The 23,451-nt window shown below is 51.8% G+C and carries 13 protein-coding genes and 5 pseudogenes; 13 read left to right on the top strand and 5 right to left on the bottom strand.

From position 1 onward, the window contains the following. Positions 1-525 precede the first annotated feature (525 nt). The 3 genes from JCM15908_RS04630 to JCM15908_RS15465 all read left to right on the top strand — a co-directional run bounded on the left by JCM15908_RS04630 (position 526) and on the right by JCM15908_RS15465 (position 3,244). Positions 526-2,409: a heavy metal translocating P-type ATPase gene (locus JCM15908_RS04630; protein WP_025002454.1), complete on the top strand. Its 1,884-nt coding sequence runs from the start codon at positions 526-528 to the stop codon at positions 2,407-2,409. A gap of 266 nt (positions 2,410-2,675) precedes the next feature. Then, entirely contained in the window at positions 2,676-2,840 is a 165-nt protein-coding gene (locus JCM15908_RS15470; RefSeq protein WP_306303708.1) for a hypothetical protein, read from the top strand. 74 nt (positions 2,841-2,914) lie between these two features. Continuing rightward, positions 2,915-3,244, top strand: coding sequence for a hypothetical protein (locus tag JCM15908_RS15465; RefSeq protein WP_306303707.1), 330 nt, complete (start codon positions 2,915-2,917; stop codon positions 3,242-3,244). A gap of 131 nt (positions 3,245-3,375) precedes the next feature. On the opposite strand, the pseudogene JCM15908_RS12350 reads toward JCM15908_RS15465, so the two are convergent. The 4 genes and pseudogenes from JCM15908_RS12350 to JCM15908_RS04605 form a co-directional block, all read right to left on the bottom strand. Beyond that, positions 3,376-4,292 (bottom strand): annotated as a pseudogene (locus tag JCM15908_RS12350) (YitT family protein). 493 nt (positions 4,293-4,785) lie between these two features. Next, a complete protein-coding gene (locus JCM15908_RS04615; RefSeq protein WP_025002453.1) occupies positions 4,786-5,544 on the bottom strand; it encodes a succinate dehydrogenase/fumarate reductase iron-sulfur subunit in 759 nt (252 codons plus the stop codon). Positions 5,545-5,552: 8 nt separating this feature from the next. Beyond that, positions 5,553-7,534: pseudogene (locus JCM15908_RS12345) on the bottom strand (fumarate reductase/succinate dehydrogenase flavoprotein subunit). Positions 7,535-7,570: 36 nt separating this feature from the next. After that, on the bottom strand, positions 7,571-8,257 hold the full coding sequence (locus JCM15908_RS04605; protein ID WP_025002452.1) for a fumarate reductase: 687 nt from the start codon (positions 8,255-8,257) through the stop codon (positions 7,571-7,573). Between the two features lie 227 nt (positions 8,258-8,484). Between JCM15908_RS04605 and mnmG the strand changes: the two are divergent. From mnmG to deoC, 7 genes and pseudogenes are all read left to right on the top strand, one after another. Beyond that, positions 8,485-10,392 (top strand): annotated as a pseudogene (mnmG, locus tag JCM15908_RS12340) (tRNA uridine-5-carboxymethylaminomethyl(34) synthesis enzyme MnmG); the annotation flags it as partial. A gap of 42 nt (positions 10,393-10,434) precedes the next feature. Then, positions 10,435-10,965, top strand: a complete 531-nt coding sequence (locus JCM15908_RS15050) for an adenine phosphoribosyltransferase (RefSeq protein WP_234396378.1) — start codon at positions 10,435-10,437, stop codon at positions 10,963-10,965. Between the two features lie 328 nt (positions 10,966-11,293). Further along, a pseudogene (gene uvrC, locus JCM15908_RS12335) lies at positions 11,294-13,140 on the top strand (excinuclease ABC subunit UvrC). A gap of 18 nt (positions 13,141-13,158) precedes the next feature. Beyond that, the gene (dtd, locus tag JCM15908_RS04590) at positions 13,159-13,611 is read left to right on the top strand and encodes a D-aminoacyl-tRNA deacylase (RefSeq protein ID WP_025002450.1); all 453 of its coding nucleotides are present in this window, start codon (positions 13,159-13,161) and stop codon (positions 13,609-13,611) included. A gap of 201 nt (positions 13,612-13,812) precedes the next feature. Next, positions 13,813-14,136 (top strand): nucleotide pyrophosphohydrolase, encoded by a 324-nt coding sequence (locus JCM15908_RS04585; RefSeq protein WP_025002449.1) that lies wholly within the window; start codon positions 13,813-13,815, stop codon positions 14,134-14,136. 14 nt (positions 14,137-14,150) lie between these two features. Beyond that, positions 14,151-14,849, top strand: a complete 699-nt coding sequence (locus JCM15908_RS12330; protein WP_159101304.1) for a CPBP family intramembrane glutamic endopeptidase — start codon at positions 14,151-14,153, stop codon at positions 14,847-14,849. A 191-nt stretch (positions 14,850-15,040) separates the two neighbouring features. Next, positions 15,041-15,951: pseudogene (deoC, locus tag JCM15908_RS12325) on the top strand (deoxyribose-phosphate aldolase). 728 nt (positions 15,952-16,679) lie between these two features. Here the strand turns inward: deoC and JCM15908_RS04570 are convergent. After that, a complete protein-coding gene (locus tag JCM15908_RS04570) occupies positions 16,680-17,660 on the bottom strand; it encodes a polyprenyl synthetase family protein (protein ID WP_025002448.1) in 981 nt (326 codons plus the stop codon). A gap of 89 nt (positions 17,661-17,749) precedes the next feature. Here JCM15908_RS04570 and polA point away from each other — a divergent pair, with 89 nt between their 5' ends. The 3 genes from polA (at position 17,750) to greA (ending at position 23,447) form a co-directional block, all read left to right on the top strand. After that, a complete protein-coding gene (polA, locus tag JCM15908_RS04565) occupies positions 17,750-20,512 on the top strand; it encodes a DNA polymerase I (protein ID WP_025002447.1) in 2,763 nt (920 codons plus the stop codon). A gap of 335 nt (positions 20,513-20,847) precedes the next feature. Beyond that, positions 20,848-22,608 (top strand): helix-turn-helix domain-containing protein, encoded by a 1,761-nt coding sequence (locus JCM15908_RS04560; protein WP_025002446.1) that lies wholly within the window; start codon positions 20,848-20,850, stop codon positions 22,606-22,608. Positions 22,609-22,976: 368 nt separating this feature from the next. Beyond that, positions 22,977-23,447: a transcription elongation factor GreA gene (gene greA / locus JCM15908_RS04555; RefSeq protein ID WP_025002445.1), complete on the top strand. Its 471-nt coding sequence runs from the start codon at positions 22,977-22,979 to the stop codon at positions 23,445-23,447. Positions 23,448-23,451 lie beyond the last annotated feature (4 nt).

Genomic DNA, 23,451 nt, shown 5'->3' with positions numbered 1-23,451 from the left:
CTCCTCTGCCACGGCATTGCTTTTTTGCTCCATCAGCCCCCTTTGCCGGCCGGAACGACGACAGAAATTACACAGACCGGCAAGGCAGCCAAGCTGCCTCTGCCTTGCCGTAAAAAACATTTTATGTAAAGAAAAATCACAATCAACCCCTCCATACCGGCCTTTCCGTATCACGAAAGGGGCTTTGCGGCATGGCGAAAGGGGCGTTTTCGTATCGTCAAACGGGCAGTTTTGCCATGCCGGACGAAGCGTTTCGGAATTTTATTTACAACCTTCTGATATTCAAATCATTAAAAGATTCAGTCCATACTCCGCCCGCCATACGTCCCTCTGCGGTGAACCTGTCCGCCTGTAAAGATTTATCAAGGAAAGCAGACAAGTCTGCCGACAGAATACCGGTAGCTGAACAATGTCGCCGATTCTGCGAAAACGGGTATTCCTATCCTCTATCCGCACTTTGCAACCCAGTTGCAAAATATTCTTCCTATCTTTGCGGACAAATCAGTAACAATAAACCATAGAGTCATGAACAAAAAGCTAATGAGACTGTTTCTTACCGCCGTGCTCCTTGCCGGGGCGTGGGCGGTGGAGAAGTACGCAGGTCTGCCGACGTGGCAGGTGCTGCTCGTTTATCTTGTGCCCTATCTTGTCGTCAGCTACGACGTACTTGGCGAGGCCGTAGAGGGCATTATGGAGGGCGACCCGTTCGACGAGAACTTCCTGATGTCGCTCGCTACCGTCGGTGCACTGGTCATCGGGTTTCTGCCCGGAGCCGAACCGCAGTTTTTGGAAGGTGTCTTCGTGATGCTTTTCTTCCAGTTGGGCGAGCTTTTCGAGCACTATGCCGAGCACCGGAGCCGCGACTCCATATCAAGACTGATGGATATCCGTCCCGACACGGCAAACGTAGAACGGGGCGGCACGGTAGAGACCGTGGCACCTGAGACGGTCGGAGTGGGCGAGATTATCGTAATACGGCCGGGTGAGAAGATTCCCATTGACGGCTGTATCGTAGAGGGCAGCTCGAGCCTCAACACCCTTGCACTGACGGGCGAGAGCGTTCCGCGCGACGTGGGCGTGGGCGACGGTGTCATATCGGGCTGCGTCAATCTGTCGGGACTGCTGCGCGTCCGGACGGAAAAGACCTTCGGAGAGTCTACGGCCACCAAGATTATCAGTCTGGTAGAAGATGCCGGCGAGAACAAGTCGAGGGGCGAGTCGTTCATCCGACGCTTCGCCCGTGTCTATACCCCGATAGTCGTCATCTCGGCCCTCGTGCTTGCCTTCGTGCCCCCATTCTTCTATCCCGACTACGGCACGGCTTTCGCCACGTGGCTCTACCGCGCACTGACGTTCCTTGTGGTCAGCTGCCCATGTGCGCTGGTCATCTCTATTCCGCTGACCTTCTTCTGCGGCATCGGCGGAGCTGCCCATCGGGGCATCCTCATCAAGGGAGGCAACTATATGGACGCACTTGCCAAGGCCGGGACGATGGTCTTCGACAAGACGGGAACGCTGACACGGGGCGTCTTTGAGGTTGATGCAGTGCATCCCGAAGAGGTTTCGGCAGAGGAACTGCTCCATCTTGCCGCCCATGTAGAGCGGTTCTCGACCCACCCCATCGCCGCCGCGCTGCGCAGTGCCTACGCTTCGGAGGCGGACGACTGCCAGATTGAGAACACGGCGGAGATAGCCGGACAGGGCATCCGTGCGGAGGTTAACGGACGGACGGTCTGCGTGGGCAACGAGAAGATGATGGCTGCCATCGGCATTGAGCTGCACGCGTGTGGTCAATGCAACGGACACGTGGGTACGACCGCCCATGTCGCCATCGACGGGCGGTATGCCGGGCACATCGTCATTTCCGACCAAGTGAAGGAAGATGCGGCCCATACCGTATCGCTGTTGGGGAAAATGGGCGTAAGGCGGACGGTCATGCTGACGGGCGACACAGAGGCAACTGCCGAAAACATAGCCCGGAAGGCAGGAATAGACGAGTATCATGCCGGATTGCTGCCTGCCGACAAGGTGGGACACGTAGAACGGTTGATCAAGGAGAGGCCGGGCGGAGGCCAGCTCGTCTTCGTGGGCGACGGAATCAACGATGCGCCGGTACTGGCACGGGCCGATGTCGGTATCGCCATGGGCGCGTTGGGCAGCGATGCCGCCATTGAGGCCGCCGACGTGGTGCTGATGGACGACCGCCTGCCGAAACTCGCCCTTGCCATCCGCATATCGCGGCGTACCATCCGTATTGCCAAGGAGAACGCGGTCTTTGCCATTGGTGTGAAGGTGGCGGTACTCGTGCTTGCCACATTCGGCATAGCCAGTATGGGACTGGCGGTCTTTGCCGACGTCGGAGTGATGATTCTGGCAGTGCTCAGTGCGATGAGGGCATTGAGAAGCTGACAAGCCGGAAGTCGGCAGGAAAGCAAACGAACCGGCAAACAGGATGACAGGCTGCCCTGCGGCAGGACACCGGGAAAATAACCGCAAGGATTACCCGGCGAGATACACCAATACGAAAGGACAAAGAAGCATCATCCTTCCCGTCCAGTGGGGGCGCACGATGTGCGCCCCCTTTCCCTTAAACAATCTGAAAACCCCTAATAAACCTTACCAACTACCGATTGTTTCCCGTTTTTTAGCTACATTTGCCCCATAAACAATCGTCTATGAAAGAGAGATTACCCTTGATGCTCCTTGCCGCTACCGCCTTGCTGCCCGTCAGGGCGCAGCAGGTGTTGGTCTGCGACGGTGCTACGAGATTTCCGCTCCGCGACGTCCAGACCTTCATCGACAACCGGCTGATAGGCAAGACAACCTATCAGGGCTTATAGCCATTCCCGACAGCTTCTCGACGGCTACCTTTCAGCGCAAGGGATTCCTCTCCGAGAAACTCACACGGGAGGAGGTGCTGCGCGATACGGTCTTTCTCTATCCTGCGGAACATTATCTTGACGAGGTGATAGTGTACGGCAGGCATATTATAAACGGTAAGAAGACATTGGAGAAGATGCCGAAGCGAGATATACTGGAAGAGCAGCCGCCCCACTCCATGGGTGAATTTGATTTGGGAATACTGCTTGACAAACGCTTCAGACGGGACAAGGAACACGTAGAGAAGCTACGTGAAATATTCCGAAAAATGGACGGAGACGATGACGACCCGATTATGAAAGCCTACCGGGAAAGCCAAAAAGACACGATAAACACAAGGAAAAAGCCTGTAGAAACACAATGAGGAAGGCATGAAATGCCCCCGAGAAGCCGGCAGCTAAAACCATAGGGCAACGGCAGGCGACGGGGACGGGGGCGTCTGCCATACGGCAGCAGCCCACCGAATCTGCTGCAAGATACCGATGGACTGCCTTCTTATTTTCCTATTTCCTTTTCTTTGCGAGCCTTGTGCTTCACCTTGAACTTGTCGAAACCCTTCCCATAGACTCCCATTACCTGACTCTGCGTAACGAAAGCATTCGGGTCTATGTCGTCAATCATTCTGTAGACCTGATGGGCCTCGCGCTGGCGAACAACAAGGATGAGGGCCTTGACGGGCAGACCCGAGTAGCCGCCGATACCATCCAGCAGCGTACATCCGCGGGGAGGGGTGGCATTGCCACATAGTCGCTTATCTCCTCGTACCTGTCGGAAATAATGAGGAACTGAACCGAACGTCGCCCGGAATTGACAACCTGATCGAGGACGAACGAAGTAACCACCAGACAGACATAACCGTAAATAACCTGCTCCCAGCTATGCAGTACCAGATAACTGAGCGTAACGATTATCATATCCACAAGCAGGATAACGCGCCCGAAAGAAACGTCATGGTACTTGTTTATGATGGCAGCCACAATGTCAGAACCGCCCGAACTGCCATTGTAGGACAGGCCGAATCCCAATCCGATACCGCAGAACAGCGCACCAATAATGGCCGTAACAAAAGGCTCGTCGTGGAGCAGCGTCGGATGGGGAAAGAAGCTGCGGAGCAGCCCCGTTGCCAAGGTTACCATCAGAACACCGTAGATGGTCTTGATACAGAACTTCAGTCCGAGTATCCTCAACGCAACGGCCAGCAGCACGGCGTTCATTATAAAATAGGTTACGGAGACAGGAATGTTCAGTCCCCAGTAGAAAATGGACGACAGACCTGCCACACCGCCGTTGCCAATGTTGTTGGGAAGCAGGAAGATGGTCCAGCCAACGGCATACGAAAACATGCCGATGGTAATCATGATGCAGTCGATAATCTCCCTGTAGAGAGTGTTCTTACTAAGCTTTACTTTCATTGTCTAATGTGGATTTTTTGATTTTTGCGTGCAAATATAGATATTTTTCACGAATTAGACAGGCATCGCAGAGAAACATTTTCCGCATGACAATACTTATTACAAAAAAGATTACGAAATCCTCACCGACGAATCAATCCTCCAAGGTGTCGCAACAGTTACGTAGGTACGACTTCATAAAATTATTTATTTTACAAGGTTGGTATATAGACACCCCTGCCATCGGTGTTTAACACCCCTGACTTGACGGTATATAGTACCATTGCTTGCCAGTGTAAGACTTTTCTTCAGGACGAAGCGGTGGCCTATCCTGCAAATAGATGATTCCTGCTTGTATGCCGGGGTGGGGGTACAGAGGTCTGCAGACGGCTGCCCCCAACCCTCCCAAGCAGACGGATGGAACACGAAAAATCCCGCAGCTCCTTACGGAACTGCGGGATTCGATTTATTCATCCTGTACGGAAGGCAATGCCCATCCGCGTTTTTCTATGAATTAGTCTGCCATCTTTGCCTTGATATACTCGCGGTTCAGACGGGCGATGTTGGCTATGGACTCGTTCTTCGGACACACGGCCTCGCAGGCACGGGTATTGGTACAGTTGCCGAAGCCCAGCTCGTCCATTCTCGCAATCATTGCCTTGGCACGCTTGGCTGCCTCCGGCCGCCCCTGTGGGAGCAGTGCCAGCTGGCTCACCTTGGAAGAAACGAAGAGCATAGCCGAACCATTCTTGCAGGCTGCCACGCACGCACCGCAGCCGATGCAGGTAGCGCAGTCCATGGCCTCGTCGGCATCGTCCTTGGGAATGAGGATGGCGTTGGCATCCTGAGCCTGTCCTGTGCGGATGCTCGTGTAGCCGCCGGCCTGAATAATCTTGTCGAACGCCGAGCGGTCTACCATGCAGTCCTTGATGACCGGGAAACCTGCCGAACGCCAAGGCTCCACGGTAATGACGTCGCCATCGTTGAAACGGCGCATGTAGAGCTGGCAGGTAGTGGCCCCGCGCTCTGTCTTGCCGTGTGGAGTACCGTTGATGTAGAGTGAGCACATACCGCAGATACCCTCGCGGCAGTCGTGGTCGAACACGAATGGCTCCTCGCCCGACGCTATCAGCTCCTCGTTAAGGATGTCAAGCATCTCCAAGAAAGAGGTGTCGTCGGGGATATTCTTCATTTCGTGCGTATCGAAATGGCCCTGATCCTGTGGGCCGTTCTGCTTCCAATACTTAATTGTGAATGATATATTCTTTGCCATGATTGTCTTTAGTTCTTATAGTTACGTGTTTGTACCTTGATTGCCTCATACTCGAGGTTCTCCTTGATAAGCTCAGGAGCCTTGGTGTCATCGCCCTGATACTCCCAGCAGCCGACATAGAAGAACTTCTCGTCGTCGCGCTTAGCTTCGCCTTCCTCAGTCTGGTGCTCCTCGCGGAAGTGTCCGCCGCAACTTTCCTCACGGTGCAGGGCATCGTAAGCCACCAGCTCGCCCATCAGGATGAAGTCGCGGAGGTGGATGGCCTTGTCAAGCTCTACATTGAGTCCTTCCTTCGTGCCGGGGATGAAGAGGTTGGTATTGAATTCCTCGCGGAGAGCCTTCATGAGCTTCAGGCCTTCTTCGAGACCTTCCTTGGTCCGGCCCATTCCCACGTGTTCCCACATGATATGACCAAGTTCCTTGTGGATGGAGTCTACAGAACGCTTGCCGCGGATATTCATCAGACGGTCGATTTCAGCCTGTACGCCCTTCTCAGCCTCGTCGAACTCAGGACGATCTGTCGGAACCTTCGGCCAAAGGGCTTGGTCTGCAAGATAGTTCTGAATGGTATAGGGAAGCACGAAGTAGCCGTCCGCAAGGCCCTGCATGAGGGCTGACGCTCCCAAACGGTTGGCACCGTGGTCGGAGAAGTTACATTCGCCGATGGCAAACAGGCCGGGGATGGTGGTCATCAACTCATAGTCTACCCAGATACCGCCCATCGTGTAGTGGATGGCAGGGAATATCATCATCGGGTTATAGTACTTCACACCGTTAATCTCGTTGGCAACTTCGCCCGGATTGACGTCGGTAATCTCCTCATACATGTCGAAGAGGTTGCCGTAACGCTGAAGAATGGTATCAATGCCAAGGCGGTTGATAGACTCGGAGAAGTCGAGGAACACGGCCAGTCCGGTGTTATTGACGCCAAAGCCCTTGTCGCAACGCTCCTTGGCAGCACGGGATGCTACGTCGCGGGGAACGAGATTACCAAACGCCGGATAGCGACGCTCCAGATAATAGTCGCGGTCTTCCTCTGCAATATCAGAGCCCTTCTTGGTTCCTGCCTGCAAGGCCTTTGCATCCTCTATCTTCTTCGGAACCCAGATACGGCCGTCATTACGCAACGACTCCGACATAAGGGTCAGCTTGGACTGCTTGTCTCCGTGTACGGGAATACAGGTCGGGTGAATCTGAACGTAGGAAGGATTGGCAAAATAAGCACCTTTCCGGAAGCACTGGATGGCAGCCGTACAGTTGCAGCCCATGGCATTGGTGGAAAGGAAGTAGGCGTTTCCGTAACCGCCAGTGGCAATAACGACAGCATTTGCCGTGAAACGCTCCAGTCCGCCGGTTACCAGATTCTTTGCAATAATGCCGCGTGCATGTCCGTCAACGATAACAACGTCCTCCATTTCGTAACGGGTATAGAGCTTCACTTTACCTGTCTGAACCTGTGCGCTCAAAGAAGAGTAGGCACCAAGCAGCAACTGCTGGCCCGTCTGTCCCTTGGCATAGAAAGTACGGCTCACCTGCGCGCCACCGAAAGAACGGTTGGCCAGCATACCGCCATACTCACGGGCAAATGGTACGCCCTGTGCCACGCATTGGTCGATGATGTCATTCGACACCTCTGCCAAGCGATAAACATTAGCTTCACGGGCACGGTAGTCGCCACCCTTTACCGTATCGTAGAAGAGACGATAGACAGAATCGCCGTCGTTCTGATAGTTCTTGGCAGCATTGATACCTCCCTGTGCAGCGATGGAGTGCGCACGACGGGAGAATCTTGGATGCAGAAGTTGAACACGTTGAAGCCCATCTCGCCAAGAGAAGCGGCTGCACTGGCACCTGCCAGACCCGTACCAACGACGATAACGTCCAGTTTTAATTTATTCTTAGGGTTAACCAAACGCTGATGAGCCTTGTAATTGGTCCATTTCTCAGCCACTGGTCCTTCTGGTATTCTGGAATTTAATGTCTTAGTCATGATTATTCTAATTATATTTTCAATTTAGATAATTAATTATGCAGCGCAGCACAGACTCGGTGCACAGCCAAAGAAGAAAGCAAGCACTACAACTACGAAGGCGAGAATCAGCAGGGTTACATAAACCGTACCGATGATCTTCCAACGATTGAACCACACCTTGCCATTTACACCAATGGTCTGCATGGCACTCCAGAAGCCGTGAGAGAGATGGAACCACAGCGCAACAAGCCATACAATGTAGAGAACCACATAGACAGGGTTGCTGAATGTTTCCTTCATAAGACCGAATCCGTCTGTCGGAGGAAGGGCTGTCTCCATGCCCACAAGCTCTGCAAACATCATCTTGTACCAGAAGTTGAAAAGGTGAAGACCCAAACCGAGCACGACAATAAGGCCAAGCACGAGCATGTTTTGGCTTGCCCACTCTACCTTTTCTGGCTTTGCAGTAACGGCATAACGCTCGCTTCCACGTGCTCTACGGTTCTGCGCTGTCAGGATGAACGCATAAACGATGTGGCAAACTGCCAGCGCACCCAGTGCGATGGTAGCAGCTACCGCGTACCAGTTGGCACCCAACAACTCGCAGATGGTGTTATACGCCTCCCCGGAGAAGAGGGCCGCAACGTTCATACAACAGTGGAAGGTCATGAATAAAATCAGTGCCATGCCGGTAACTGACATTATCACTTTTCTACCAATAGAAGAATTGATTAACCACATAAATGTTTTGATTTTAAATATTTGAACTGTTAGAATTATTATTCTGTAGCTTGCTTGCCTTGGGATTAGGATTTCTTGTTATGCTTTTTTAATATACAATACCGAGATGTTGGTATTATCAGGTATATAGCGGTGCAAAAATACTATATTTTAATGATAAAACAAAGTGATTGAAGTAAAAAATCCGATTTTATTTCTTACTTTTGCGAAAAAATAAAAGAACAAGCATGAATTTCAAGTATGACGTACTTGTTATCGGCGGTGGACACGCAGGTTGTGAGGCTGCGACGGCAGCGGCAAATATGGGTGCGAGAACGTGTTTGCTGACGATGGATATGAACAAAATCGGACAAATGAGCTGCAATCCTGCCGTGGGCGGTATCGCCAAGGGACAGATTGTCCGAGAGATAGACGCACTCGGTGGGCAGATGGGGCTTGTTACCGATGCGGCAGCCATACAATTCCGTATGCTGAACCGCTCAAAAGGACCTGCCGTATGGAGTCCACGCGCACAATGCGACCGGAAGAAATTCATCGGAGCATGGCGGAAGATATTAGACAACACCGACAACCTTGACATATTCCAAGATCAAGCCGAAGAAATTCTGTCAAAAGACAATAAAGTACTGGGCATCAGAACAATATGGGGAATTGAAATCTTTTCAAAGGCAATAATAATCACTGCCGGAACATTCCTCAACGGACTGATGCATATTGGTCAATGCCAAGTAGAGGGGGGACGATGCTCCGAGCCTGCCGTGCACCATCTTACGGATAGCATCAGCCGGCTTGGCATTGCCTCGGCACGAATGAAAACGGGCACACCCGTCCGCATTGACCGGCGGTCGGTTCATTTCGATGAGATGGAACCGCAACCGGGCGAGACTGACTATCACCAATTTTCTTTCCTTGACCGCCATCGCGAACTTCCACAACTCCCCTGCTGGACATGCAACACTAACGAGAAAGTACACGAGATTCTTCGAAGCAAACTTTCCGACTCACCTTTATTTAATGGTCAGATACAAAGCATAGGGCCTCGCTACTGCCCCTCTATTGAGACGAAACTCGTAACATTTCCGGGAAAAGAAAGCCATCCACTATTCTTGGAGCCTGAGGGCATTGACACCAACGAGATGTATCTCAATGGTTTCTCGTCAAGCATGCCATGGGAAATACAGCTCGAAGCCCTCCGCCAGATTCCGGCATTTCGAGACGTCAAAATCTACCGCCCCGGATACGCCATAGAATACGACTATTTCGACCCGACACAGCTTAAGCCCTCATTGGAATCAAAACTCGCAGAAGGTCTCTTCTTCGCAGGGCAGGTAAACGGAACGACTGGCTACGAAGAGGCAGGCGGCCAAGGCACAATGGCAGGAATCAACGCAGCCCTGTTCTGCACAGGGAGCGAACCCTTCATCATGCACCGCGATGAAAGCTACATCGGCGTACTCATTGACGACCTGACCACAAAAGGCGTAGACGAACCCTACCGCATGTTCACTTCCCGAGCCGAATACCGCATACTGCTCCGGCAGGATGATGCCGACGCACGTCTTACCGAACGGGCCTACCATCTCGGTATCGCAAAACGCGACCGCTACGACTGGTGGCTGCAGAAGAAAGAATACGTTCAACGAATCCTCAGATTCTGCAACGAGACAACCATTAAGCCCAAGGAAATCAACGGTTATTTAGAAGCACTGGGCACTGCCCCACTCCGCGGAAGCGTAAAATTAGCAGAACTCATAGCCCGTCCTCAAGTAAACTTCGCCAACCTTTCAGAACAGCTGCCGGCCCTGAAGAATCTGCTGAATACTGCTCCCAACCGCCAGCAAGAGATTTCCGAAGCAGCCGAAATCAACATCAAATACAAGGGATACATAGAGCGCGAGCGAACCTTTGCCGAAAAGATGCACCGATTGGAAGACATTAAGATAAAAGGACACTTCGACTATGCTTCACTCCACGACCTGTCTACAGAGTGCCGCCAAAAGCTGGAGCGCATCCAACCAGAAACACTTGCTCAAGCCTCCAGAATACCCGGAGTCAGTCCAAGCGACATCAATGTGTTGCTGATACTCATGCAGATAAATCAAAACAAAAGCAAGAGGCGACGAGCATGGTTCCACGTGAAACAAAAGATTAAGAAACAAACAGATAAACAACTGAAAATGAACAACCAACTACTTTTGGACAATCTGCGATGCATACCAGATTGGCCCATTAAGGGAGTCAACTTCCGAGACATCACCACCCTATTCAAATCGCCAGAAGCCCTCAACGAAATTACAGACGAGATGTACGAGCTGTACAAGGACAAAGGCATCACCAAGATTGTAGGGATAGAGAGCCGCGGATTCGTCATGTCCTCCGCATTGGCTCTTCGCCTTGGTGCCGGCATCGTGCTGTGCCGCAAGCCGGGGAAGCTGCCCTGCGAAACCGTACAGGAGAGCTACGCGAAAGAATATGGCATAGACACCATTGAGATTCACAAGGATGCCATCGACGAGAACGACATCATCCTCCTTCACGACGACCTCCTCGCAACCGGCGGCACGATGAAAGCAGCCTGCAATCTCGTAAAGAAATTCCATCCCAAACGGGTTTACTGCAACTTCATCATAGAACTGCACGAAGAGTTCCCCAACAGCCACGACACATTCGACAAGGACGTTGAAATCACCTCTCTGCTGAAATTCTAAGGCAACGATTACACTATCGGGAGACAACGCCGCGTTCGTCTCCCGATTTGTTTTCCAAGACAAAAGAAAGCGGACAGCCCGACAACTACCTGCAAACAAGCTAGTAGGAGAAACAGAAGCTCCGTCCAAGCACAACAACACAATGCAGTGGCAGCACACAGGGAACTTTGCGGCTGGCGGGCAAACGCCTGCCACCCTTCTACCTCGCCCGAACCACTCCGGCAGACAACACCTCCCACGGTCCAATGTGGAACGACAAGAAGCCCGAACAACGTTCCACGTGAAACAAAACATTCTAAATTCCCTTACAACAAAGGAGTTACGCAAAATGAATAAAGAAGAAAACTTGAAGCGACTGGAGTATCTCAAAGGTATCGTTTCGACACTACCAGAGAAACCCGGGACGTATCAGTACTACGACGAGAGCCATACCATTATATATGTAGGTAAGGCCAAGAACCTGAAACGGCGCGTATCGTCTTATTTCCACAAAGAGGTAGACCGCTTCAAAACCAAGGTGCTTGTTTCAAAAATACACGACATATCCTACTCCGTGGTCAATTCGGAGGAGGACGCACTGCTGATAGAGAACCAACTCATCAAGCAATACAAGCCAAAGTACAACGTTCTGCTAAAAGACGGGAAGACCTATCCCAGCATTTGCGTAACCAACGAATATCTACCCCGCATTTTCAAGACTCGGAACATAAACAAGCGTCACGGCACCTTCTATGGCCCGTACAGCCATATCAGCAGTATGTACGCCGTACTGGACATTATCAAAAAGCTGTACAAGCCTCGCACGTGCCATTTCAGCATCACCAAGGAGGGCATAGAGCAGCACAAATACAAGCAATGCCTCGAATTTCACATAGGAAACTGCGGTGCTCCCTGCGTCAACAAGCAGAGTTACGAAGACTATCAGCACAATATCCGACAGGCACGCGAGGTTCTGAAAGGGAACACGCGCGAACTTCAGCAGCTCATCAAGCAGGAAATGGAGCATTATGCTGAAGAACTGAAATTCGAGGAGGCCGAAATCTGCAAGCAACGATACCTTGCCTTAGAGAATTTTGCAGCCAAAAGCGAGATTGTAAGCCACACCATCACCGATGTAGACGTCTTTACCATCGTCGATGATGATACAAAAAACAACGCTTTCATCAACTATATACACGTCAAGAACGGTGCCATCAACCAGAGTTTCACCTACGAATACAAGCGGAAACTCAACGAGACGCAGGCCGAACTCCTCAACGAGGCCATCCCAGAAATACGCGAACGCTTTCAAAGTACGGCACACGAAATCATCGTACCTTTTGAACTGGACTTCAAGATAAAAAACGCCGATTTCTTCATACCACAGCGCGGAGACAAGAGACATTTGCTGGAACTTTCCGAGATGAACGCCAAACAGTACAAGTTCGACCGATTAAAACAGGCAGAAAAGCTCAATCCGGAGCAAAAGCAAACCCGACTGATGAAAGAGTTACAGGAGAAACTGAAGCTGACCAAGCTGCCCTACCATATAGAATGTTTCGACAACTCCAACATATCCGGCACAGATGCCGTCGCAGGATGTATCGTGTACAAAGGCATGAAGCCTCGAAGAAAGACTACCGCAAGTACAATATCAAGACCGTCGTGGGGCCTGACGACTACGCCTCCATGCAGGAGGTGGTACGACGCCGCTACACTCGCATGATGGAAGAGAAGACTCCCTTACCCGACCTCATCATCACCGACGGCGGAAAAGGGCAGATGGACGTCGTGAAAGAAGTCGTCGTAGACGAACTTCACCTTGACATACCCATTGCCGGACTTGCCAAGGACGACCGACACCGCACCAACGAACTTCTCTTCGGCTTTCCTCCGCAGACCGTCGGGCTGAACGTAAAGTCCGAACTCTTCAAGATTCTCACCCAGATACAGGACGAAGTGCATCGCTACGCCATCACCTTCCACCGCGACAAACGTTCTAAGCATCAGCTACACAGCGAGTTAGACGACATAAAAGGCATCGGCCCGAAGAGCAAAGAACTGCTACTGAAGAAGCTGAAAAGCGTCAAACAGATTAAAAACTCTGATAATCAAACACTTATAGAGATATTAGGAGCCAGCAAAGGAGCCATTGTCTACAATTATTTCCACCCGAATGAGGAGCAATCCAAATAAAATCAGTATATTTGCGGTATGAGAATCGTAATTCAGCGTGTTGCCCACGCATCTGTAACCATTAACGACAAAGTAAAATCATCCATCGGCAAGGGCTTTCTTATCCTACAGGGAGTAGGCGAAGACGACACCCGCGAGGATGCCGACTGGCTCGCCAAGAAAGTCGTCGGGCTTCGGGTGTTCGACGACGAAGGCGGTGTGATGAACCGCAGTATTATGGAGACGGGCGGCGAAATCCTCGTCGTCTCGCAGTTCACCCTCCTTGCCAGCTACAAGAAGGGCAACCGCCCGAGCTATATCCACGCTGCAAAGCACGAAATATCCATACCGCTATACGAATACTTCTGCAACGAGCTGTCCAAGGCATTGGGAAAACCCGTTGAAACGGGCGAATTTGGAGCCGACATGAAGGTAGAACTGCTCAACGACGGGCCGGTAACAATCTGCATGGACACCAAGAACAAGGAATAAACAGGCATAGATTCCAACCCGGAATGAACCTACATCCAAGTCGCCTACAGACTCGCCCTCAACCCATCTCCCAAGGGAGGGACGAGCAAAATGCCCTCACGGCAATAACAGACAAGTCCGACGGACGTCAGAAGACAAACAAAAACAAATGCTACAGACCGATAAAACCGGGCTGAAACGCGATAAAACAAACTAAAGACAATGACTATAAAGGAAGCACAAGAGGCGGTAGACCACTGGATAAAGCAGTACGGCGTGCGCTATTTCAGCGAACTGACCAACATGGCGTGCCTCACCGAGGAGGTGGGCGAACTGGCGCGCGTCATCGCCCGTACCTACGGCGAGCAGAGCTTCAAGGCCGGCGAGAAGCCGAATCTGGGCGAGGAGATGGCCGACGTGCTGTGGGTGCTGATATGCCTCGCCAACCAGACGGGCATAGACCTCACCGAGGAACTGCAAAAGAGCTTCGACAAAAAGACGGGCAGAGACAAGGAGCGGCACAAGAACAACCCCAAACTATCGTAAATTACTTCAGAAAAATGACTGATACAAAAGACATTAAACTATGGAAATGGATGCTCCGTCTCATCGGTGGGTTCATCTTTTTTACCATTATGTCAGGAATGGCACAACTATTCCAGTCTGCCATATTCCCCAACTGGCTTAATTCCGCCCTGCTGCTTGCAGGAGGAGCTGTCCTGCTCGTCCTCTACCGCTATTGGGGCAAGTACGCCGAGAAGCGTGAGACAAAAGACATAGCCCTCCGAGAGATGCCCGGAACCACTGCCAAAGGCCTCCTGACAGGCTTTGCCTACTTCGCTACGGTAACGGCAATCATGGCATTGGCAGGCAGCTACCACATAGAGAGCGTCCAGTTCAGGGCCGAATACCAGCTGCTCCACCTCTGCCTGTTCTTCACCGTAGCCGTTTCCGAGGAGATAGTCTTCCGCGGCATCCTCTTCCGTCAGCTCGACGAGCGGTGGGGCACATGGGTGGCGTTTGCCGTTTCCGCCCTGTTCTTCGGACTTTTACACCTTCCCAACGACAATGCCACCCTCTGGTCTTCCTTTGCCATCGCCTTGGAGGCAGGCCTTCTCCTTGCCGCAGCCTACAAATACAGCGGCAGCCTCTGGCTCCCGATAGGCATCCACTGGGCTTGGAACTATACCCAAGGCAATATTTTCGGCTTTGGCGTCTCCGGCAGTCAGCCACTGCCTACCATCATCACACCCCGCTGACAGGCCCGGAATGGCTCACAGGCGGTGCGTTTGGGGCTGAAGCATCGGTCGTAGCGGTAGTATGCGGACTGATACTGTCTCTTTGGTTCATCCGCCACATCAGCAAGGCAGAACGCCTGCAAACAGCCGGCAACGAAAGCAAATAGTATTCACAATATAAAAACAACTAATCTATTAAAATCTTTGGAGTTATGGAAACAAACAAAGGAAAGATTATCAACACGAGCAAGTACGACGCCATGTTGAAGCAGTACAACCTCAACCTCACCGACGAGGAGGTTAAGGCTGCCGTAAAGAAGATTATCGCGGAGAAAGTTGCCGAGAACGATAACGTAGAAGTGAAGAAATTCCTCTTGGGAAGCGTTGAGCTGACCTCTCTCCGCACGACAGATACCGACGAGGAAATACTCGCCATGATAGAGAAGGTGAACCGCTTCGACTCCGAATATCCTGCCCTCCCCCACGTAGGAGCCGTCTGCGCCTATCCGAGCTTCACGCGCCTGATGGCCGACAGCCTTGAGGTAGACGGTGTAGACATCACGAACGTTACGGGCAGTTTCCCGTCTTCTCAGGCCGTTTTGGAGGTAAAGACGGTAGAGACCGCCCTCGCCATCAAAGACGGTGCCACACAGATTGATATTGTCCTCCCCGTCGGCAAGTTCCTCTCGGGCGACTACGAGGTGTATGCGACACCGTCAGCGAGCTGAAGCTGACCTGCGGAGACGTGCCCATGAAGGTTATCCTCGAGACAGGCGACCTGAAGACGCCGTCCAACATCAAGGCTGCCGCCCTCCTTTCCATGTTTGCAGGTGCCGACTATATCAAGACGAGCACGGGCAAGGAGAAAGTCAGTGCCACTCCCGAGGCTGTCTACGTCATGTGTCAGGCCATCAAAGAGTACTACGACAAGACGGGCAGACAGGTAGGACTTAAGCCTGCCGGCGGCATCAACACGGTTATGGATGCCGTTATCTACTACACCATCGTCAAGGAAGTCCTCGGCGAGAAATGGCTGACCAACTACTGGTTCCGCATGGGTACGAGCCGCCTCACCAATCTGCTCCTGAGTGAGATTGAGGGCAAGGAGATTAAGTTCTTCTAAAAGCCTCCCAAGCCCCTCCGAAAGGAGGAGACACAGGTCAGTAAAGACGGTTGTGCCCCCACATCAACACCCCTCACCCCCACAACCGTCCCTCTACCGGCTATTCGGCCGCAGGAACAGATGCCCCCGCTTGTCCGCCACAAGCATACGACTGCGGACAAACGAGGGCATCATCTTTAATATTCTGACTAACAAACAGCCTGTATTTTCCACACATTTACAAGAAAGAATCAAACTAAAATGTAAAATTGATTCATCAAAAACAGCACCTTCTACAACCGACAAAATAGAACAGAGAAAGCAAGAAAACGCCCTCACAGAGCAAGGGCGCGAAAACGGAATAACGAAAACAATACTTTGACCACACGAAAGTGCCACTTCCGCATACTCAGAGTGCCACTTTCATCTAACAAAACGGCAATGGAAATCTGATTATTTCGACCTTTTTCATAGTCCAAAACATAATTTTCGCACCTCAAAACCACGCATAAAACCGCTTAAGAAGACACTGTTCGCAGTCCCATCCCTGTAAGTTCCTGACCTGCAACCATTTACTTAAACAGCTCATTTAGCGCGTATTTCAATATCAAGTAGAAGACATTGAATTACAAACGATTCTCAGCGACCTACTTGTAAAATATTTTCAGAAAAATACAACCGCCTTTACCAATTCCCCATCCCCCCCGTTGAAGGGGTTTGGGAAACTCTTTCTGTCGGCTTGAGAGAGTTTATTTCCTCCTCTCAATCACGTAATTCACGTAAGCCGTCAGCGACTCTCGCAGTGCCGCATCGCCTACTCTGTTCTCTATAAACTTCATGGCCTCGTCGCGGAACTCATACATCCGCTTCGTGGCATATTCTATACCGCCATTCGCCTTGGTAAAAGCCACCAAACGGGCGATTTCATCGGACGAAACCTCACGGCTCTTCACTTTTCTTGCAAGTGCCTGCATAGCTTCGTCGCCAGTGCTGTTCAGCGCATAGATAACGGGCAAGGTGAGCTTCCCCTCCGCCATATCGTTACCCGTCGGTTTGCCTATTTCCTTTTCTGAATCATAGTAGTCGAAGATGTCATCCCGAATCTGGAATATAACGCCAAGGTCGTGTCCGAACAGGCGTGCCGCCTCTATATCCTCCGCACTGGCGTCAGCCGACTCGGCCCCAATCGCTGCACAGGATGCAAAGAGAGCTGCCGTCTTCCGGCTGATAATCTCGTAATACACCTCTTCCGTAATTTCCTTGCGCTGTATGTTGGAAAGTTGCAGAATCTCTCCGTCGCTCAACGTTCTGCCCAACTCTGCCAACCGCCGTACTATCATGTCCGAATGGGTGTAGCCGACGTAGAGCAGCGCGGTAGAGAGAATATAGTCGCCTACGAGCACAGCCACCTTGTTGTCGAACGTGGCGTTCACGCTCGCCTGCCCCCTCCGCTCGGCACTCTCGTCCACCACGTCGTCATGGACAAGCGAGGCCGTGTGCAGCAGCTCCAGACCTACCGCAGCATGCTGCGTAACATCGGTGATTCTGCCGAAACTCTTGGCTATCAGGAGGATGAGTATCGGGCGCATCCGCTTGCCGCCACGCTGTCGGATGTGGTGGAGTGCCTGCTGTAACAGCCCGTTTTCGTGCTGCAACGAACCATCGAAAAGTTCGATGAAACGGTCAATTTCCGATACAATTGGTTGTTTGATGAGCGAGAGGGTATCCATTAAGACTGCAAATTTGATACAAAATTACAGAATATCTCGGAGATTGTGGAAGAATTTTAGTAATTTTACGCCTAAAACAAGAAATAATCATGGCAAAACTTTTCCTCATAGACGCTTACGCTCTCATATATCGGTCGTACTATGCCTTTATCAAGAATCCGAGGATTAACTCCAAAGGGCAGAACACTTCGGCCATCCTCGGCTTCTGCAATACGCTCAACGAAGTCATGACAAAGGAGCAGCCAACCCACATCGGCGTAGCCTTCGACCACGGAAAGACGTTCCGCCACGAAGCCTTCCCCGAGTATAAGGCGCAGCGCGAGGAAACGCCGGAAGACATCAAGCTGTCTGTCCCCATCATCAAGCAGATACTCGAAGCCATGCACATTCCTATTCTGCAAGTGGACGGATTCGAGGCTGACGACATTATCGGAACCGTTGCCATCCGTTCCGGCGAACAGGGTGTGGAGACCTACATGCTCACTCCCGATAAGGACTACGGGCAGCTCATCCGTCCGAATGTCTATATGTATCGTCCCCGGCACGGTGGCGGATATGAGAAGCTGGGCGAGACAGAGGTAGAGGCCAAGTATGGCATCCCCACCCCATTGCAGGTCATAGACCTTCTGGCACTGATGGGCGACACTGCCGACAATTTCCCGGGCTGTCCCGGCGTAGGCGAAAAGACTGCCGCCAAGCTCATCAACCAGTTTGGCTCTATAGACAATATGCTTTCCCACACTTCCGAAATCAAGGGTAAGCTGCGCGAAAAGGTAGAGAACGCTACCGAGGACATAAGGATGTCGAAGTTCCTTGCGACCATCCGGACAGACGTGCCCATTGAGGTGGAACTGGAAGACCTGAAGGTCGAAGCACCCGACGAGGAAAAATTGCGCCAGCTCTTCACCGATTTGGAGTTCAGAACGCTTTTGAATAAATTTGTTAAAGGAGGTAAAGAAACTTCAAAACAGCCCGATTTGCAACTTAATCTCTTTGCAATAAATCCGCCCGACGGGCAGGATGAACCTGAAAAAACGAATTATGAGAGCCTGAAAACGGTGCCCCACGAATATAAACTCATTGATAATGAGGAGGAAGCAAGGCTACTTTGTGATTTTTTATTGACAAAACAATTTGTCAGTTTAGACACGGAGACCACATCAACCCATCCAATGGAGGCCGAACTTGTGGGTTTGAGCTTCTCCGTAGAGCCTCGAAAGGCGTTTTACGTAGCCATTCCGGCAGAACGTGAACAAGCCTTAAAAATCATCAATATCTTCAAACCACTCTACGAAAACCCCAAAATAGAGAAGGTGGGGCAAAACATCAAGTACGACATGGAGGTCTTGCACTGCTACGGAGTGTCCGTTCAAGGACCTCTCTTCGACACCATGATAGCCCATTACCTCATCCAGCCGGAGCTGCACCACAACATGGACTATATGGCGGAGACACTTCTGAACTATAAGACGATACATATTGAGGAGCTGATTGGCCCGAAAGGCAAGAAGCAGAAGAACATGCGCGACCTCCATCCAAGCACGGTCTATGAATATGCGTGCGAGGATGCCGACATCACCCTGCAACTGAAGAACATCCTCGAAGCGAAACTGAAAGAGGCAAATGCCGAAGACCTGTTCCGCAAAATAGAGATGCCACTTGTCCCCGTCCTTGCCGACATGGAGCAGAATGGGGTGCTTCTCGACACGGAAGCCCTGCAGGAAACGTCAAAGATTTTCACAGAAAGGATGCAGGAGTACGAGCACGCCATCTACGAGGCAGCCGGTGAATCGTTCAACATATCGAGTCCGAAACAGGTAGGCGACATTCTCTTCGGGAAACTACAGATTATGGACAAACCGAAGAAGACGCGCACAGGGCAGTATGTTACCAGCGAGGAAGTCCTGACAAGCCTGCAAGGGAAGCACCCGATAGTAGGAAAGATACTGAACTACAGAGGGATAAAGAAGCTGCTGGGAACTTATATCGATGCGCTTCCGAAACTTATCAACAAGCGTACCGGCCATATCCACACCTCGTTCAATCAGGCCCTTACGGCGACGGGGCGGCTCTCCTCAAGCGACCCCAATCTACAGAATATCCCTGTACGTACAGACGACGGCAAGGAAATAAGGAAATGCTTCATCCCCGAAGCCGGATGTCTGTTCTTTTCAGCAGACTATAGCCAGATTGAACTGCGCATTATGGCCCACCTCTCCGAAGACGAGAACATGACAGAAGCCTTCCGCGAGGGATTAGATATCCACCGTGCGACTGCCGCCAAAATATGGCACGAGCAGATGGACGACGTTTCCGACACACAGCGGAAGAAAGCCAAGCAGGCGAACTTCGGCATCATATACGGCATTACCACCTTCGGACTGGCACAGCGAATGGATATTCCCAACAGCGAAGCACGCGAACTGATAGAAGACTACTTCAAGACCTTCCCGAAGGTACAGCAGTATATGGAGCGCGCCAAGGAGGAGGCACGCCGGAAAGGCTACGCAGAGACCATCTTCCACCGCCGCCGCTATCTCCCGGACATCAACAGCCACAATGCCACTGTGCGTGGATTTGCCGAGCGAAACGCAATCAACGCCCCCATACAGGGTTCGGAAGCCGACATCATCAAGGTGGCCATGATTCGCATCTGGCAGCGTTTCAAGGCAGAGAACATCCGTTCCAAGATGATTCTTCAAGTACACGACGAACTCAATTTCTCCGTATTCCCCGAAGAAAAGGAGCTTGTAGAGCGCATCGTCATCGAAGAGATGCAACGTGCCTATCCCCTCAGCGTTCCCTTGGTAGCCGATGCCGGATGGGGGAAGAACTGGCTGGAGGCGCATTAGGAAGCCTCCCCCACCCCCTCCCTTCGGAGGGGAGCCTCAATGGGAAACAAGGGCAGGAAAGGCAAAAGGCATATCTTTCCTTAGACTACCGAAGGGAAAGAGCACCCAATAAAGCAGGGACACACTTCGCGCGTGTTCCCATCCACCGGCCGAAACAGACAGACGAGGGCGGCTGTCTGCTCATTGCAAACCGATTATCAGCCGATATAGCCCGATAAAAAAGCCAAAGAACAGGACTCCTACTTCACGAAAAAAAGAAATAAAGAAGATACTACGGCAGAACCCGTAGCAGAAAACGTGCCCCGGAAGACAGCACACACAACAAAAGGACATCAATGACAAAGAACATCAGAACCCACATGCCCCTACTCCTGCTACTCTTACTCATCCATTCCCCTGCCATCAGCGGAAAGACGGGAACGAAGGGGCTGAACCTACTCCGTCTCACCGACATGCAGCTCTTCCGACAGGGCGACCGGCTGATACAGACAGAGAAGGCAGACAGCGCACTCCTCTGCTTCGAGCTGCTCAACCGCCGCAACACGTCCGACAAGCAGCTCTATGCCTCCAGCCTCTACAAGGCCGGACGGCTCTACTACGAGCGCGACTCCTATTCCAAGGCTATGGAATGTTACATGAAAGCCCTCCGATTCTGTCAGGAACAGGGCCTCGAGAACCTCCAACCACTGCTCTACAAGGACATAGGCAACATATACAGCATGTTCAACGACTACGAACAAGGCAGCTCGCTCTACACCAAGGCTCTCGAAATAGCACGGCGGCAAGGCGACAGAGAGTTTGTCAACATGCTCCTGAGCAACCTCATCTGTGCCTATACGCCCAAGACGCCCATCAAGACCTACTGGCAGTACTACGACGAAATAAGCAAGAACCGGGAAAAGCGTCCCCGGTACAACTTCGACCTCCTCTTCGACAAGGGCGTCATACTCAAATACGAAGACAAAAACAGCGAAGCCATCGAATACTTCCACCGTGCAGCCCGGTACAGCACCGCCAACCGCCTCACCATCGTCTGTCTGGCATCCTGCTACTCCAGCCTTTCCAGTGCGTTCCAAAGCCTTGGCAAACGCGACTCTGCCCTCTTCTACCTGAACAAGAACAAGGAAATAGCCATCCAGACAGGCCAAACCTCGCTGCTCATATCCACCCTCCGCAGCCTCTCAAGGCTCTATCACGGCATCAACGAGCCTCTATCGCTGGAATACAAGGCCCAATACCTGAGCCTGAGCGACTCTATCTTCAACCTGAACGAGTTCAACGGCATACGGAACACCCTCTTCTACTACGAGATGGACAACAATCAGAAGACCATCAGCAGCCTCAACCAAACCAACCGTGCCCAGACCGAGGAGATAGCCCAACAACGCCGCTGGCTCATTACGCTTGTCGCCTTCATCGCCATCGTCCTCCTGCTCGTCGCCGTAGCCTATATCCAGTACCGCCGGCTGCGCCATGCCTACCACGACCTGTTCGACCGAAGTCAGGAACAACTCGCTGCCGACAACCTGCACGCCCTGCGCATCAAGGAACTGGAGCACCGGATAGCCACCATGAAGGCCGAACAGACGCAGCCGTCAGCCCCGGCAGGCATACCGTCCGCACCGCTTCCAACTACGGAACAGACACAACCGGAAAGGCCTAAAGACGAGGCCGGAGCCACGTCTCCCCTGCCCGACTCCATGCGCATGCCCCTGAAGCTCTCCGAAGAGCACCAGACCCAGCTGCTGAACTCCATCCTACAGGTGATGGAACAGACCGAAGTCTACTGCGAAAGCGACTTTACCATCGACCGCCTCGCCACACTCGTCAACTCCAATTCCCGGTACGTCTCCCAAATCATCAACGATGTCTTCTCCAAGAACTTCCGCACGTTCCTCAACGAGTTCCGCGTGAAGAAAGCCATGATAAGAATGAACGACACCGAACACTACGGCAACTACACCATCAAGGCCATTGCCGAGAGCGTAGGCTACAAGTCGCAGTCTAACTTCATCAATGTCTTCACGCGGCAGACGGGCATTAAGCCGTCGGTTTTCCAAAAGCTGTCCAAAGAAAGACGCACCGTGGGAGAATAGCCTACGCACGCAGCCGGCACCTCCTTTCCCGCCCCTGCCGGCAACCATCCGGCAGGGGCAAGACCATACCGCCGCAGCGGCCAGACGAAAGTGCCGTTCCGACCATGCGAAACGGGCACTTTCACCATGCGAAAGCGGCACTTTCATTTTACCGCCATTTTATGCCCTAAAAACGGGCATTGCAGTATCATAAAGCATTTTTAACCCCATAAAACTTTGCCATCTCGTTTTTTAGGGCTACCTTTGCACCAGAAAAGATAAAGATAAGGAAATAAAGGATATGGAATTCCGACATGATGCTTGTGTCGGGATTCTGTGTTTTTTATGTCCGCTGAAAAACGTATAAACTTTAAACGTAAAGATTAATTATGTCTTACATGTCCCAAGAAGGCTACGACAACCTCGTGGCCGAACTGAAGCGTTTGGAGTCCATAGAACGTCCCAAGGCATCGGCTGCCATCGCCGAGGCTGCTGACAAGGGCGATTTGAGCGAGAACTCCGAGTACGATGCCGCCAAGGAGGCACAGAGCCATCTGGAGGCAAAAATCAATAACATCAAGCTGACGCTTGCACAGGCAAAGATTGTGGATGTTTCGCGTCTCAGTGCCGATGCCGTGCAGATTCTCAGCACGGTCGAGATGACCAATATGGCTACACAGGCAAAGATGAAATACACCATCGTCAGCGAAACCGAAGCCAACCTGAAGCAGGGAAAGATTTCCATAAAGACCCCTATTGCTCAGGGCCTGCTCAACAAGAAGGTGGGCGACATAGCTGAGATAACCATTCCGCGCGGCACCATCAGGCTGCGCATTGACAGCATCGCTATCGATGCCTAAGCCA

Origin of the sequence: Prevotella dentasini JCM 15908, assembly GCF_000614065.1 — a bacterium.
Lineage (GTDB): Bacteria > Bacteroidota > Bacteroidia > Bacteroidales > Bacteroidaceae > Prevotella > Prevotella dentasini.
Note: the sequence above shows the minus strand (reverse complement) of the source record. Positions and strands in the feature narration are given on the sequence as shown.

Excerpts from the sequence above, each read along its gene's own strand:
- JCM15908_RS15470 (WP_306303708.1), top strand. The coding sequence starts at position 2,676 with ATGAAAGAGAGATTACCCTTGATGCTCCTTGCCGCTACCGCCTTGCTG.
- JCM15908_RS04585 (WP_025002449.1), top strand. The coding sequence starts at position 13,813 with ATGACTATAAAGGAAGCACAAGAGGCGGTAGACCACTGGATAAAGCAG.
- JCM15908_RS12330 (WP_159101304.1), top strand. The coding sequence starts at position 14,151 with ATGACTGATACAAAAGACATTAAACTATGGAAATGGATGCTCCGTCTC.
- JCM15908_RS04570 (WP_025002448.1), bottom strand. The coding sequence starts at position 17,660 with ATGGATACCCTCTCGCTCATCAAACAACCAATTGTATCGGAAATTGAC.
- JCM15908_RS04630 (WP_025002454.1), top strand. The coding sequence starts at position 526 with ATGAACAAAAAGCTAATGAGACTGTTTCTTACCGCCGTGCTCCTTGCC.
- JCM15908_RS04615 (WP_025002453.1), bottom strand. The coding sequence starts at position 5,544 with ATGGCAAAGAATATATCATTCACAATTAAGTATTGGAAGCAGAACGGC.
- polA (WP_025002447.1), top strand. The coding sequence starts at position 17,750 with ATGGCAAAACTTTTCCTCATAGACGCTTACGCTCTCATATATCGGTCG.
- greA (WP_025002445.1), top strand. The coding sequence starts at position 22,977 with ATGTCTTACATGTCCCAAGAAGGCTACGACAACCTCGTGGCCGAACTG.
- JCM15908_RS15050 (WP_234396378.1), top strand. The coding sequence starts at position 10,435 with ATGAACAACCAACTACTTTTGGACAATCTGCGATGCATACCAGATTGG.
- JCM15908_RS04560 (WP_025002446.1), top strand. The coding sequence starts at position 20,848 with ATGACAAAGAACATCAGAACCCACATGCCCCTACTCCTGCTACTCTTA.
- JCM15908_RS04605 (WP_025002452.1), bottom strand. The coding sequence starts at position 8,257 with ATGTGGTTAATCAATTCTTCTATTGGTAGAAAAGTGATAATGTCAGTT.
- dtd (WP_025002450.1), top strand. The coding sequence starts at position 13,159 with ATGAGAATCGTAATTCAGCGTGTTGCCCACGCATCTGTAACCATTAAC.